The organism is Serratia sp. NPDC078593 (assembly GCF_050268245.1).
Taxonomy (GTDB): Bacteria; Pseudomonadota; Gammaproteobacteria; order Enterobacterales; family Enterobacteriaceae; genus JBNNGK01.
The window spans coordinates 252,169-266,903 of sequence record NZ_JBNNGK010000002.1 but is presented as its reverse complement, the minus strand read 5'-3'; the positions used below and the strand labels follow the sequence as shown (position 1 = coordinate 266,903).

13 protein-coding genes are annotated in these 14,735 nt (G+C 50.1%); 7 read left to right on the top strand and 6 right to left on the bottom strand.

Annotation, left to right across the window (positions count from 1 at the left end):
* The first annotated feature begins 124 nt into the window (after positions 1 to 124).
* From ACQKDS_RS03355 to ACQKDS_RS03345, 3 genes are all read left to right on the top strand, one after another.
* Positions 125 to 700, top strand: coding sequence for a LysR family transcriptional regulator (locus ACQKDS_RS03355; protein WP_399665782.1), 576 nt, complete (start codon positions 125 to 127; stop codon positions 698 to 700).
* Positions 701 to 1,138: 438 nt separating this feature from the next.
* Complete coding sequence (locus tag ACQKDS_RS03350) at positions 1,139 to 1,951, top strand: MetQ/NlpA family lipoprotein (RefSeq protein WP_399665779.1); 813 nt, start codon at positions 1,139 to 1,141, stop codon at positions 1,949 to 1,951.
* A gap of 252 nt (positions 1,952 to 2,203) precedes the next feature.
* Positions 2,204 to 3,235: a MerR family transcriptional regulator gene (locus tag ACQKDS_RS03345; protein ID WP_399665776.1), complete on the top strand. Its 1,032-nt coding sequence runs from the start codon at positions 2,204 to 2,206 to the stop codon at positions 3,233 to 3,235.
* Between the two features lie 259 nt (positions 3,236 to 3,494).
* Here ACQKDS_RS03345 and ACQKDS_RS03340 read toward each other — a convergent pair whose 3' ends face one another.
* The 3 genes from ACQKDS_RS03340 to ACQKDS_RS03330 form a co-directional block, all read right to left on the bottom strand.
* Positions 3,495 to 4,412: a DUF808 domain-containing protein gene (locus ACQKDS_RS03340; protein ID WP_399665773.1), complete on the bottom strand. Its 918-nt coding sequence runs from the start codon at positions 4,410 to 4,412 to the stop codon at positions 3,495 to 3,497.
* A gap of 96 nt (positions 4,413 to 4,508) precedes the next feature.
* Positions 4,509 to 5,435 (bottom strand): D-alanyl-D-alanine endopeptidase, encoded by a 927-nt coding sequence (pbpG, locus tag ACQKDS_RS03335; protein WP_399666229.1) that lies wholly within the window; start codon positions 5,433 to 5,435, stop codon positions 4,509 to 4,511.
* Between the two features lie 176 nt (positions 5,436 to 5,611).
* The gene (locus ACQKDS_RS03330) at positions 5,612 to 6,715 is read right to left on the bottom strand and encodes an adenosylhomocysteinase (protein WP_399665771.1); all 1,104 of its coding nucleotides are present in this window, start codon (positions 6,713 to 6,715) and stop codon (positions 5,612 to 5,614) included.
* 353 nt (positions 6,716 to 7,068) lie between these two features.
* Here ACQKDS_RS03330 and ACQKDS_RS03325 point away from each other — a divergent pair, with 353 nt between their 5' ends.
* Entirely contained in the window at positions 7,069 to 7,641 is a 573-nt protein-coding gene (locus ACQKDS_RS03325) for a DedA family protein (protein WP_399665768.1), read from the top strand.
* Here the strand turns inward: ACQKDS_RS03325 and ACQKDS_RS03320 are convergent.
* On the bottom strand, positions 7,636 to 8,520 hold the full coding sequence (locus ACQKDS_RS03320) for a LysR family transcriptional regulator (RefSeq protein ID WP_399665765.1): 885 nt from the start codon (positions 8,518 to 8,520) through the stop codon (positions 7,636 to 7,638). The two genes, ACQKDS_RS03325 and ACQKDS_RS03320, sit on opposite strands and share 6 nt — an antisense overlap.
* Before the next feature lie 129 nt (positions 8,521 to 8,649).
* Here ACQKDS_RS03320 and ACQKDS_RS03315 point away from each other — a divergent pair, with 129 nt between their 5' ends.
* The 3 genes from ACQKDS_RS03315 (at position 8,650) to ACQKDS_RS03305 (ending at position 12,108) form a co-directional block, all read left to right on the top strand.
* Positions 8,650 to 9,087: a PACE efflux transporter gene (locus ACQKDS_RS03315; RefSeq protein ID WP_399665763.1), complete on the top strand. Its 438-nt coding sequence runs from the start codon at positions 8,650 to 8,652 to the stop codon at positions 9,085 to 9,087.
* Positions 9,088 to 9,745: 658 nt separating this feature from the next.
* Entirely contained in the window at positions 9,746 to 11,212 is a 1,467-nt protein-coding gene (gene ansP, locus ACQKDS_RS03310; RefSeq protein ID WP_399666226.1) for an L-asparagine permease, read from the top strand.
* Between the two features lie 140 nt (positions 11,213 to 11,352).
* On the top strand, positions 11,353 to 12,108 hold the full coding sequence (locus ACQKDS_RS03305; RefSeq protein WP_399665760.1) for an arylamine N-acetyltransferase: 756 nt from the start codon (positions 11,353 to 11,355) through the stop codon (positions 12,106 to 12,108).
* Here ACQKDS_RS03305 and dusC read toward each other — a convergent pair.
* Both dusC and rhlE read right to left on the bottom strand, forming a co-directional pair.
* Complete coding sequence (gene dusC, locus ACQKDS_RS03300; RefSeq protein WP_399665757.1) at positions 12,095 to 13,027, bottom strand: tRNA dihydrouridine(16) synthase DusC; 933 nt, start codon at positions 13,025 to 13,027, stop codon at positions 12,095 to 12,097. The genes ACQKDS_RS03305 and dusC overlap by 14 nt on opposite strands.
* Before the next feature lie 120 nt (positions 13,028 to 13,147).
* A complete protein-coding gene (gene rhlE, locus ACQKDS_RS03295) occupies positions 13,148 to 14,518 on the bottom strand; it encodes an ATP-dependent RNA helicase RhlE (RefSeq protein ID WP_399665755.1) in 1,371 nt (456 codons plus the stop codon).
* Positions 14,519 to 14,735: the final 217 nt, after the last annotated feature.

Below are 14,735 nucleotides of genomic sequence, written 5' to 3'. Positions count from 1 at the left end.
ATAAAGTTAATCCCAGTTAATAATTTATTAATTTACTCATGATTATGAGGATGGAATAATATAAAAAAAAACATAAAAACATCAATATTTCCAGGGGATCAACGTTTCATTCACAAAAGGAAATATGATGTTCACATCGAGAGAACTTAAAGCTTTTATTAGTGTTGCAGAAAAAAAATCCGTAAAATTAGCAGCAGACGAGTTAAACATATCCTCACCTGCAGTTTGCTCTATGCTAAAAAAACTTGAAGGTCGAATTAACAATAAGCTTTTTATATTTGAAAAAAACAGGATGACTCTAACTCAATATGGAGAAAGAATTTACACTTTAACAAATGGGCATTTTCATGCTTTAAAATCCCTTGAGGCGAATTTAAAAAACAACAAAAAAATAATAAAAGTCTTCGTGAGTAAAGATCTGGGGTTCTTATCCTCATTTATAATAAATCAATTTAAAAAAATATCCATCGAGGTCATGCTGACAAGCTTAATTGATAAATCCACCGATGTCATTATAAATGACATTACCAATCAAAATATACAGCCAGATAACTACAACTCTATTCTTACACAGTTAAAATTATATCTTGTTTACGATGAATCTTCAAATAGTCAAGATGTATTTATTCATAAAGACTACTCGCAACTTATAAAAAAAATACCACTACAAAATTCATCAATGAAATTGAAAATAAACTAAAAGGAAAATCAAATATAATCTTATCTGGTGATATTACATCCATCGTTGAAACACTCCTATCCTCCTTAGGATCAACAATACTCCCTCATATATGCTCAGTATTAAAGTGCCTAACCAAATCAGGATTAAAGTTAACAGCAATAAATGATAAAATCCCTCTTTACATCCATATCAAAAAGGAACACAACTATGCATTGGTTGAAGAGATGTTTATGGATAAAATAAACTAAAACAAAAAAAGACACGTCTTTAATTTTATAGGCGTGTCTTTGTGGCCCCCTCCGTTACTGGCAATCCCTCACCGCAAAGCGGGTCAATATCACCCCCGAGTCTTATTTATAACCGACTATACTAACGCCACATTTGACTTCACTTAGCGACTGCGTTTATCTATCAGGATAAACCTATTGATTGAGTTATTTTTTCAGAGAGAGACCGATGGCGATTCACTGGCGTTATACGATGTTGGCGGCGACACTCGCGGCAACGGCGCTCTTATCAGGCTGCGATCAAAAAACCAATCAAAACCACATAACCGTTGGCGTGATTAATGGGGCTGAGCAAGACGTCGCGGAAGTCGCCAAACAGGTGGCGAAAGAAAAATACGGCCTTGAGGTTGAACTGGTTGGTTTTAGTGGTTCTTTGCTGCCCAATGATGCAACCGACAAAGGCGAATTGGACGCTAACGTCTTCCAGCATCGTCCTTTTCTGACCCAGCAAAATAATAGCCACGGGTATAAACTGGTGGCCGTTGGCAATACCTTTGTCTTTCCCATGGCCGGTTATTCGAAAAAGTTTACCTCAGTTGAACAGCTGCCCGATGGGGCAATGATAGCCATCCCTAACGATCCCACCAACCTTGGTCGAGCGTTATTGCTATTAGAGAAAACCGGATTGATTACGCTCAAGCAGGGCAAAGGGCTGCTGCCGACCGTGCTGGACATCAGCAGTAACCCGCATCATTACCGTATTATGGAATTGGAAGGCGCGCAACTGCCCCACGTTCTTGACGATCCGCAGGTTGCCGTGGCAATCATCAGTACTACCTATATCAACCAAACGGGTTTGACACCGACCAAAGACAGTATTTTCATCGAAGATAAAGAATCCCCTTACATGAACATTGTGGTGACGCGCGAAGACAATCAGGATACACAAAACATCCAGAATTTTGTCAAAGCCTATCAGTCGGATGAAGTCGCCCGCGCCGCAGAAAGAATTTTTAACGGGGGTGCGGTAAAAGGCTGGTAATCCTTACAAGGCATTAATGGCGCACTAAACGTTTAATCAACCGCGGATTCGATCGCGAATTAGCGGTTGTTTTTTCTTGACCAGCAACGCCAGTCAAACTGGCTAGATGGGTAATCACCTTAAATTAACGATCGTGAATAACAAGATGATCGAATACGTCAAATTTCCGCGAAGTTAAATCCCCTTTTCCAGCTTGACCCTCACGCCACGTTAGGCTTTAGTCTCTTGGCTCGCACAAGGGAGGAGCACTTTATGTTGTTAAAAGTCGGCGAGTTGGCACGCCGCTCCGGCATCACCATTCGCACATTACATTATTACGACAGCATTGGTTTGCTGATTCCTTCTGCACGTTCCGACGCCGGTTATCGTCTGTATAACCGTGCCGACGTCACGCGCCTACATCATATCCAAGCGCTACGTCGTATGGGTGTCACGCTGGCAGAAGTCGGGGCACTTTTAGAACGTTCAGATTTGGCATTACCAAAGGTGATTGAAAAACAGATTGCCGCACTCGATCAACAACTCACCCAGATCGGCGCTCTGCGCGGGCGGTTGCAGCAATTATATGCACAACTCACCGTTGGTGATGAACCAGAAATGAACGATTGGCTAACCACATTGGAGTTAATGACGATGTACGATAAATATTTTTCCGCCGATGAACTGGCTCAATTACCCTTCTACCAAGCAGATGCCCAACGTCAACAAGAGTGGGTCACGATAGTCACTCAGGTACAAGCATTAATGGAACAAGCTGTCCCTGCTTCGGCAACGCAAGCTCAGATTATTGCACGGCGCTGGATGCTGATGCTGGAGCGCGACACTGCAGGAAATCCGGCTTTCCTTACTCGGTTAAATACCATGCATGCCGATGAACCGACTATGCATGAACAGACCGGTATCACACCGGCAATGACCGATTACATCACGCGAGCCTTTGCCGAGGTCAAGCTAGCAATTTACCAGAAATATCTGTCAGAAGAAGAATATGCGTATGTGCGTAAACATTATTTTGACCGCATGCAGGAATGGCCAGCGCTAATTGCGCGTTTCCAGTTGGCAATGCAAGATGGCGTACCCGCGGACAGCGATTTCGCCAAGCAACTGGCCGCGAACTGGTTAGAATTATTCCGCTCTTATGCCGGTGATAATCCAACAACGCAGATGAAAATCAGACAGGCAATGGAGCAGGAGCCAGCACTGAGCGAGGGCACTTGGCTAACGCCTCCGCTGCTGGCTTATCTGCGGGCAACAATGCGCCATCTAGCAAGTACTGGACAGTGAACCCCGCCCCTTAGACCTCGTCCATAGGCTAATGGCATGTTGTACTCGTCGGTGGCACTAAATTACGCGGGTCGAACATGTTCGACCCCTACGGGTTAAGCAAATGAGTATGTGCCTCAGGCTGAGGACACCCTTCCTACGCGCGAGTAGTACCTTATTACTACCTGTGTTTAGTACTGTTATCACGTAATGATGCGCAGCGAACACGCGCCCGACTATATTCATCAATGTAGGCGAAATCCTCGACGTGCCACTCAAACTAAGCTTTATACCGGCTACGAATGGCGCTAAGCATCGAGAGCACCAGCAATATGCCGCCGCCGGCGATAAAACCGAACACCACATTTAACAGTGATGGCACCACGCCTTGCAAAATATGATCCACAGACGGCATCACGGCAATATGTGAGGCCCAATCTTCGAACAAGTGATCTACCGACGGTAAACCATGCGTCAAAATACCGCCGCCCACCATAAACATAGCAATCGTGCCGACAATCGATAAGGTTTTCATCAAGTACGGCGCTGCGCTCACAATGCCACGCCCGATAGTCTGTACCCATGCGCTGGCTTTACGGCTCAGATATAACCCTAAGTCATCCAACTTGACGATGCCGGCAACGATGCCATAAACGCCGATCGTCATCACCACGGCAATACCAGACAGCACAATCACCTGTTGGGTGAAGCTGGCCGCGGCCACCGTCCCTAAGGTAATCGCAATGATCTCTGCAGAAAGTACAAAGTCGGTGCGTATTGCCCCTTTCACCTTGCGTTTTTCGTACGCGACTACGTCTTCATTGGGGTTCAAGGTTTCTTTCTGTTCGCCCTCTGCTTTTTTGTGCGTCAGGCTATGAAACACTTTTTCAAAGCCCTCATAACACAGATAAGCGCCCCCAACCATTAATAACGGGGTAATCGCCCACGGTGCAAATGCGCTGATCAACAAGGCCAGCGGCACTAAAATCGCCTTATTGATCAAGGAACCTTTGGCGACGGCCCACACCACCGGTAATTCACGATCGGCTTTCACACCGGTCACTTGCTGGGCATTCAGCGCCAAATCATCGCCCAATACCCCGGCAGTCTTCTTCGCCGCCATTTTAGTCATCAACGAGACATCATCCAGCAATGAGGCGATGTCATCAATCAGCGTCAGTAAACTGCTTCCGGCCAATTTCACTTATCCTTATACAATGTGATGTAACAACCTATAGCATAGCGAGAAATCACCGATGTTGCGTTACCCTTTGCACAGGATAAAACACGTCAACTATTCCGGTTGGTTCGCCAGACGTGCGTCCTTTTGCCGGCGATAATCACGCGCAGCGGCGGGCACTGGTTTCACTTTTCCGGTTTCAATCCAGGTACGCAGACGGCTCGCATCGGCAAAATGCGTATATTTACCAAAAGCATCCAGCACCACCAATGCCACCGAACGATCGCCGATCTTGGTTCGCATCGCCAGGCAGTGACCAGCCTGATTAGTAAAGCCGGTTTTGGTCAGTTGGATATCCCATTTCTGGTTATAAACCAGATGATTGGTATTGCGGAATGGCAAGGTGTACTGCGGATCTTTGAAGGTCGCTGTACTTTCGGGCGTCGTACTGAGCTGACCGATAAGCGGGTACTGTTTGGTCGCCACCAGCAACCTGGTCAGATCGCGCGCGGTGGACACGTTATGAATCGACAGACCGGTTGGCTCGACATAGCGAGTGTGCGTCATGCCCAATGCTTTAGCCTTGGCGTTCATCGCGCGGATAAAGGCGTGATAACCGCCAGGATAATGATGTGCCAGGCTGGCAGCAGCGCGGTTCTCGGAGGCCATCAGTGTTAATAGCAACATATCTTTGCGGCTGATTTCGCTGTTTAAACGCACACGGGAATAAACCCCTTTCATTTCCGGGGTCTGACTGATATCTACCGTCAGCATTTCATCAAGCGGTAAATGCGCATCCAGCGTTACCATCGCGGTCATCAGCTTGGTGATTGAGGCAATAGGCACCACTTCATCCGGGTTAAGTGCATAAATCACCTTGTGATTTTTCAAATCAACCACCATGGCGCTACCTGAAGCCAACTCTGGCTGGCTGGTATGCAAGGCGGCGGTATTTTCGCTGGCCAGCGCACGGGGCACGAGCCCCGCTGTCAACGGCATGGCCAACAAGGCCAAAATCAAAATTCGAATTCTCACATGAATGACTCAGTTAGCAGAAAGAGGAGAAGATATTAAGAAACAGCGCGGCAGTATAAATGAGCCCTATAAACATAGCACTGCGATTGTCAGTGTCTATTTGTGACAAATTCTGTCAGCGAAACGTTAACACAACCGGCGAGCGTGTCGGATGAAACGCCCGCCGTTACCCTAAGCAAGGCTTACAATGCCGACTGCCAAGCCGATTGCGGCAGCAAGTATAATCCGGCCGGTTGCTGCGCGCCCTCCCCGACGATATAACCAATCCCCGCCGCCATTACCGCCAACGTCACATCAAACGCATTCAGGCTATCGCCGTAGCCTGCCGTCAAGTTAAACATCGAACCATTAGCCAACAGATAGACGGTTTTTCCAGCCAGTTGATAGGCGTTAACATACGGCATCGGCTCCTGATGCGGTAAGCGTTGCAGGAAGTCGACATCGATTTCTTCCGCGACATGGCCTACGTTAAGGATAAAGACCCCATCCTTCACCTGCGCAAGCTGCTGTGCCGATAAGACGTTTTTCGCTCCGGTAGCGGTGGCGATCACTTCCGCCTGCTGCACCGCACTGGCTAAATCCACCACCGCCCAACCGTCATACTTTGCCTGCAACGCACGCGCCGGATCGATTTCCGCCACCATCACTTGCCCACCGTACGCCTTGGCTGCCGCCGCAACGCCTTGCCCCACCAAACCGTAACCGATCACCAACACGCACTTTTCATGCAGCGTCAAATGCGTGGTCTGGAAAAACGTATGCCATGCCGTCAATCCAACCATATGACGATTATGTAATCCTTCTTTAACCGGCAGATCATCCCAATTAAAAATGGGGTAACGTGGAGCGATGCCATTCAGACGATTTATGCCCGAACCGGTCGCTTCCAGACCAGCGTTGATCGTTGGGCCATCAACCGTTTGATGGAGCCGGGTGGTCAGGTCCGCGCCCATTTCGCATAGGTGAGTCGGCCCCCATGCCAGCGCGCGATCAAAAGAGGCCGACCAATCGGCCTCGCTCATATCACGCCAGGCATGGGCCTGCGCCCCCTGCCTTTCCAGCCAAGCCACGACATCATCTTGCACCGTCGTTGGGTTGCAGGTGGTCAAATAAATTTGCGCACCTTTTTGTAATAATCCGGCGACTAACGGCGCCATTTTCAAATCTAAATGCATGTTACACGCCAACCGCACATCATGCAGATTGGGCAGTGCCGCGACGGCCGATCGGGTACGAGGCATGTGGCGCATCGCCCAGGCCAGTTCTTTATCAAAATCCTGATACATCGATGACTCCTGTGATGGTGTCACGCTTTCACTTACGGCAAAGGCACAACGGTGTTGCTCAACGCCATAAAGCGCAGCGTATACTGTGCACTATAGCCAAAATAATTGGCACGCTATCAAGACAGCACGCGAGTGAATGCCGATGAGTTTACCGCAGCCAGTGACTCAGATGAATGTGCGCAGCCAACCCGGAGACAAGGTGAAGTATGACGGGGATAATCCCCCTCATCGACCACCGACGGATGTAAACCGCGCTAAAAGCACAGCATATAAGCGCTATCACTCAGGGGTGAGCGCAGTCTAGCCACGTAATCTATGGCGGATGTATCAGTCGACAATGAAAGGATTAACAAATGGGTGATTTAGCGCATTACATTACGGATTACGGTTACTGGGCCCTCTTCATCGGCTGTCTGGCGGAGGGAGAAACCCTGACCCTTCTCGGCGGTATTGCCGCACACCAAGGGTTACTGCTTCTTCCCTGGGTCATCGCGGTAGTGGCAGTCGGCGGGACACTCGGCGATCAATTACTGTATTTGATCGGCCGGCGTTATGGCGACAAGGTCATTACACGGCTGAAGAAACAACAACCACGCATCAAACGCGCACAAGCGTTGATCGCTCGTCATCCGATACTGTTTGTTATCGGCGTGCGCTTTATGTATGGCTTTCGCATTATCGGCCCGGTGCTGATCGGTGCCAGCCGCCTGCCACCGTCACGTTTCATACCGCTGAACATGCTCGGCGCTCTCTTATGGGCACTGATTTTCGTCTCGATTGGCTATTTTGGCGGCCAGGCAATTGAACACCTGCTGACAGACGCCAATAAACAACACGCCGCCCTGCTGCTAACCGCCGCGGTCATCGTTATCATTTTACTCATCCGTTTTTGGTGGCGACGCCGCCATACGGCTAAAGAGTTATGATTCCGCTTGCATCAGTGCGACCAGCTCGCGAGCGGCTTTTTCCAGCGGCTGATTTTTTAGCCAAATCAAATGCATCGGTAACCTGAGTTCATTTTTGGTATTGTTAAATTTCAGGCGTATTAGCCGCCCTTGTGCCAATAACGGCGCGATAAGCGACTGCGGGAAGTTGCCCCACCCCAAGCCGGTTTCCACCATGTTCAGTGCCATGTGCAAACTGTCAGTACGCCAATAAGATTCCGCGACTCTCGGGCGTAAATCAACCATCGGTACATCCCGACTGGCGACAATAATTTGCCGCACGTTAACCAAATCCTCAAGAAACAGTTCGTCATCCGCGCCTTTCAATGCCGTATGATGCGCAGACAGCGTGGCAACCAGCGACTCCGTGCCAACAAAGTGGAACTGCTCTTTCACATTGACATTCAAACCGCCAAAGGCCAGGCAAACACTCACTCGCCCCTGATGTAACAAATGCAGCACCTCATCCTGCGGTGCGGTCAACATCTCTACATTCAGTAACGGATAACGCGCAGATAAGGTTTTCACCGCTTTCAGCAAACCTTGGCTGTTGATGTCCGATGCCACGCCGATCGACAGCGTGCTTTCCAAGCCTTGGGACAGCTCAATCGCATGATTGTGCAGTTGCTTTAATTGATCGGCAATCAAACGTGCATGGGGTGCTAGCGCTAAAGCCATCGCCGTCGGTACCGGCTCACGATGAGTACGATCAAACAGTTGGAAACCGAGCTCGGCCTCCATATTGGCAATCCCCATGCTCACCGCTGAGGGAACACGTCGCAACGCACGCGCAGCGGCAGAAAAAGACCCACGCTCTAATACCGCCAAAAACAGTTCAATGTTATCACTGGAAAAATTCATCGCATCAACCTATCAGTAAAACTGACATCTTCTGACTTTTTCTATCAATAGAGTTGACGCTATCTTAGCGGCCAATTCGCTGGGCGTCATCCAGCGATGCGTGATAAGCAAACGAACAAGAGAGGTAGCATGCAAGGTGTTAAACGCAAACTGGTTTATGTGACCGCCTACGAAATCATCGGGATGACCATCTCAGCGCTTGGCTTAGCGCTGCTTTCCGACAGTGCCCCCAGCAGTACCGGGCCATTGGCGGTGATTATCACCACCATCGCCGTCAGTTGGAATTTTATCTACAACTGTTTATTTGAATATTGGGAAAGCCGCCAAACTTCGCGCACCCGCACGGTTAAACGCCGCATTCTGCATGCCATCGGTTTTCAATTGACGTTGGTGGTCTATTTAATCCCACTCATAGCTTGGTGGATGGGGATTTCATTATGGCAAGCACTGCTGTTAGATCTGGCGCTGATTGTGATCATCCCTTGTTACACCCTGGTATATAACTGGGCGTTCGACAAACTTTTTGGTTTACCCACTTCCGCGTTACCGGCAGAAGAAACAGCCTAAACCATCGGCCGCTACAGGCAACCGAGCTTGCGTAGCGGCCCGCCTTAATCAGCGATAGCACGCCTTCACCTAACGGATGATTAACAGGGTTAAACGCCAAATAGACTGAGGTACATCAATGGATGTGATAGAGAATATCCCGTTGATAATATGACCGTCGCCGTGTACGACTTAAGTAGAGGAGAGACATCCGACCTGTTAGCATAAATCCTTACGCAATGTCATCGACTCGACAGATACTTCTGCTTACCAGCCCAAGCCATTGAAATCAGCTTTAAATAATAAATATCTTTATTTAACCAGTCATATACGTCCATTAATTACTCACAAAACCACATATAATTCTAATTATTTCGCCAAAAATACCAACAATACTCTTTATATCATCACAGCTCCGATCTGTTTCTTATCGTTTTGATAAAACTCTATTTTTATTTATCACATCAGATCCCAACACAATTAATAACGATTTAAACCTAGGAGTTTTTGCCTCATTTTAATAGAAAAGGTAGCATGCCACGCCGTTATTTAATGACGGATGGATAAACAATAAACAGCAGAATGAAGCCATGACCTCATTCTCATAACGATTGTTACCCGCAATCGTTTGCTTACATAAAAAGCAACCTTCCGATAGACAGGAAAAACAGGACGGATGATGAAAGCACACACAAAGTCGGTGCATGACAAACACGCGGCGAGAAGACGTTGGTTAGACTCACACGAATCCGGTTACCACAAAAGTATGGGCAATCGCCAAATACAAATGATCGCCATTGGCGGCTCGATCGGTACCGGTTTGTTCCTCGGCACCGGCGGGCGTCTCGAAATGGCTGGGCCAGCATTAGCATTGGTGTATCTGGTTTGCGGTATCTTCTCGTTCTTTATTTTGCGGGCGCTGGGTGAGTTGGTGCTGCACCGCCCTTCCAGCGGCAGCTTTGTGTCTTATGCACGCGAGTTCCTCGGCGAAAAAGCCTCTTACGTTGCAGGTTGGATGTACTTTCTCAATTGGGCGATGACCGGCATCGTTGATATCACAGCGGTAGCGCTGTACATGCATTATTGGGGAACTTTTGCCGATGTACCCCAATGGCTGTTTGCGCTGTGTGCATTAGGGATCGTCGCCACCATGAATATGATCGGCGTAAAGTGGTTCGCCGAAATGGAATTCTGGTTCGCCCTGATCAAAGTGGTCGCCATCGCACTTTTTCTGGTGGTCGGCGTGGCATTTCTTGGCATGGGTACCCCGATTGACGGCAACACCACGGGATTCCATCTGATTACCGACAACGGTGGGATGTTCCCACATGGCCTGCTGCCCGCATTGGTGTTAGTGCAAGGGGTGATATTCGCGTTTGCCGGTATTGAACTGATCGGCACCGCGGCCGGCGAGTGTAAAGATCCGGAAAACATGCTGCCTAAAGCGGTGAATAGCGTGATTTGGCGTATTGGTCTATTTTACGTGGGCTCGGTTGTCTTGCTGGTCATGCTGCTGCCATGGAACGCCTATCAGGCCGGGCAAAGCCCCTTTGTCACGTTCTTTAGCAAACTTGGCGTGCCATATATTGGCACCATGATGAATATCGTGGTGTTAACCGCCGCCCTGTCCAGCCTGAACTCGGGCCTGTATTCCACTGGCCGCATCCTACGCTCACTGTCGATGGGGGGCTCCGCGCCAAAATTTATGGCGAAAATGAGCAGCCAGCAGGTGCCTTATGCGGGCATTCTGGTGACCTGTGGTATTTATGTTATCGGGGTAATACTGAACTATCTGGTGCCATCACGGGTGTTTGAGATCGTACTGAACATCGCTTCGTTAGGCATCATCAGTTCCTGGGCGTTTATCATCGTTTGCCAAATGCGGCTGCGTAAAGCCATTAAAGAAGGTAAGGCCAAACCAGTTTCCTTTAAAATGCCCGGCGCTCCCGTAACCTCTTGGCTGACACTACTGTTCTTGTTAGTCGTAGTGCTGATGATGGCGTTCGATTATCCAAATGGCACCTGGACAGTCGCAACGATTCCCGTACTTATGCTGCTACTGGTGTTAGGTTGGTTCGGCCTACGTAAACGCGCAGCGGAAGTGAAACGAGAGCAACAAACGCAAGAAGAAAAATACGTCTCCTAAGCCATCACCGCCGGGGTGCGTAGCGCATCCCGGCTCGCCCCGCCTTCAGCACAGCACAGCACAGCACAGCACATTTTGAATCCTGAGATCGCGTAAAAGCCACTATTTTATTGCTATTGGCTTGCTTACTGAGATCGCCCGTGGATATTTCTCGCTATCTGCAACACATCGGCTTTAACGGCACGCCAAGCGTTAATTTGGCTACGCTGCAACGGTTACACCATCGCCATATGCTGACGGTGCCGTTTGAAAACCTCAGTATTATTTATCATCAGGGCATTAATTTGGCGGAACAGGCGCTGTTCGACAAGATCGTCGAACATAACCGAGGCGGCTTTTGTTACGAATTGAACCAGATATTTGGCTGTTTATTGCAGCAGATCGGATTTGACGTGGTAGCCATCTCCGGCGAAGTCCGTGACCCACAGGGCAACTTTGGCCCGCCCTTTGATCATCTGGCGTTGATCGTCACGCTGGATCACCCCTATTTAGTCGATGTTGGCTTCGGCGACTCGTTTCTTACACCATTAACCCTCAACACGACACAACAGCAACCACAAGCCAGCGGCACCTTTCATTTGGAACACCAAGGGGAATATTATTATCTGGCGCGTCGCCATGGCGATCGCCACTCGCACGCCAAAACGCTGTACCGCTTTACATTACAGCCGCGCGCGTACAGCGATTTTGCCGCGATGTGCCGTTATCACAGCAGCTCGCCAGAATCGCCCTTCACTCAAAAACAGCTGTGTTCACGCCCGACCGAAAATGGCCGTGTGACCCTGAGTGACCATAAACTGATCGTCACTGCCGATCACCAGCGCACAGAGACAACCTTACAATCTGAACAACAGCGGCGAGAAGCACTACGGCAGTATTTTGCTATTGTGCTGTGATTGCCCGGGCAATATCCGCAGAGGTTTTCATCGCACGGATTTCGGCAAACAGCACGCTGGCTTCTGCGTACTCTTTGCGCAAATAGCCGAGCCACTGCTTGATACGCGCCACGTGATACAAGCCGGTATCACCTAGCTTTTCTAGCTGAACATACTTTTGCAGTAATTTCACGACGTCTGGCCACGGCATACGTGGCTCATTGTATTTGATAACTCGGCTAAGGTTCGGGATATTGAGCGCTCCCCGTCCTAGCATCACGGCATCGCAACCGGTGGTTTGCATGCACTGTTGCGCATTGGCGTAATCCCAGATCTCCCCATTAGCAATCACCGGGATCGCTAGCCGCTGGCGGATCTCGCCGATCGCCGCCCAATTGATACGATCGGCCTTATATCCGTCCTCTTTGGTTCGCCCATGCACCGCCAGTTCGGTCGCCCCTGCCTGCGCCACCGCATCTGCAATCTCAATACTGTGTTGCAATGAGTCCCAACCCAAACGCACTTTTACCGTTACCGGCAATTCAGCAGGCACGGCGGCGCGCATCGCTTTAGCACCCTGATAAATCAGCTCAGGATCTTTCAACAACGTAGCGCCGCCACCGCTGCCGTTAACCGTTTTCGATGGGCAGCCGCAATTCAGATCCACCCCGTAAGAGCCCAATTCCACGGCACGAGCGGCATTTTCCGCCAGCCATTGCGGGTGTTGGCCGAGCAATTGGACACGCACTAAAGTGCCAGACGGCGTGCGGCTAGCGTGATGCAGCTCAGGGCACAGGCGATAGAAAGACTTCACCGGTAGCAGTTGATCCACCACTCGCAGAAACTCGGTGATACAAAGATCATAATCGTTCACTTCGGTGAGCAACTCGCGCACCAAAGAATCGAGCACCCCTTCCATCGGCGCCAATAACACGCGCATGAGCACCACTCCAGCTAATTAAGACGCGCAATAATACGGGGGAACAGCGCTTGCAGACAAGCGCATCCCGGCGAAAAAAAACCGCCGATAAACGGCGGTTTGCTCTTTCACTCGCTGCGCTTACTCTGCCGGTTTGCTACGACGAGGACGGCGCGCAGGCGCGGCTGCGCCACGACGCTGACCTTCGCCCTGTGGACGCGCATTACCGTTACCACGGTTTTCACGCTGACCGCCGCCGTTGCTAGCACGCTGTCCACCGCCGTTACCGTTACGTTGGCCGCCACCATTGCCACGTGGCGCGCCACGCCCGCCGCCTTGACGGCCATTAATGATCGGCTCCGCTTTGATACTCGGATCGGGCTCATAGCCTGGCAGAGCAATACGTGGAATTTCACGTTTTAACAGGCGTTCGATATCACGCAGCAGTTTGTGCTCATCGATACAAACCAGCGAAATCGCTTCGCCGGTACGTTCCGCCCGCCCCGTACGACCAATACGGTGCACATAATCTTCCGGCACGTTCGGCAACTCATAGTTAACCACATGTGGTAATTGATCGATGTCCAGACCGCGTGCTGCAATGTCAGTCGCGACCAATACGCGGATTTTGCCGTCTTTAAAGTCGGCCAATGCACGGGTTCGCGCACCCTGGCTTTTGTTACCGTGGATGGCGGCGGCGGTAATGCCGTCTTTGTTCAACTGTTCAGCCAAATGGTTGGCACCGTGTTTGGTACGGTTAAACACCAACACTTGGCGCCAATCGCCTTCACCGATCATTTGCGACAGCAGTTCCCGCTTGCGCTTCTTGTCAACGAAATGCACGCTCTGCTCAATCTGCTCGGAGGCGGTATTGCGGCGCGCCACTTCAACCGAGGCCGGATTGTGCAACAGCTTACCTGCCAGCGCCTTGATCTCATCAGAGAACGTCGCAGAGAACAGCAGGTTCTGACGCTTCGGCGGCAGCTTGGCTAACACGCGGCGAATATCATGGATAAAGCCCATATCCAGCATGCGGTCGGCTTCATCAAGCACCAGAATTTCAATTTTTGACAGGTCAACAGCGTTCTGATGTTCCAGATCCAGCAGTCGGCCCGGTGTTGCCACCAGAATATCCACGCCGCCGCGTAGTTTCATCATCTGTGGATTAATGCTCACGCCACCAAACACCACCAGCGAACGCAGGCGCAAGTGTTGGCTATAGGCTTGCACGTTTTCACCGATTTGTGCCGCCAGCTCACGGGTTGGCGTCAAAATCAACGCGCGCACCGGGCGACGGCCTTTGACCGCTTGGCCATGCTTGCTCAGCAGCTGTAATACCGGCAGGGTAAAACCGGCGGTTTTACCGGTACCGGTCTGGGCGCTGGCCATCAGATCGCGACCTTCAAGTACGACAGGAATGGCCTGACGCTGAATAGGCGTAGGTTCACGATAGCCCTGTTCTTCAACAGCGCGCAGAATTTCAGCATTTAAGCCGAGGTTTTCAAATGACATAGTAGAGAAAAACTCCAGATCCCCCCTAACCTAAACAGAGTTCGGTGCAGTTTCCGGGAGGATGATCAGACGGGACATTAAGCATGGCCACGAGGGATTGGCACAAACTGCAGTGCACCAAGCGGCCGATTGTAACAGATGTCGCACAAGAAAAGGCAATTTTAGCGCTTGATAGCACATTATGCCGTGAAGCCCGCATCGCCAAAGATATCACCCA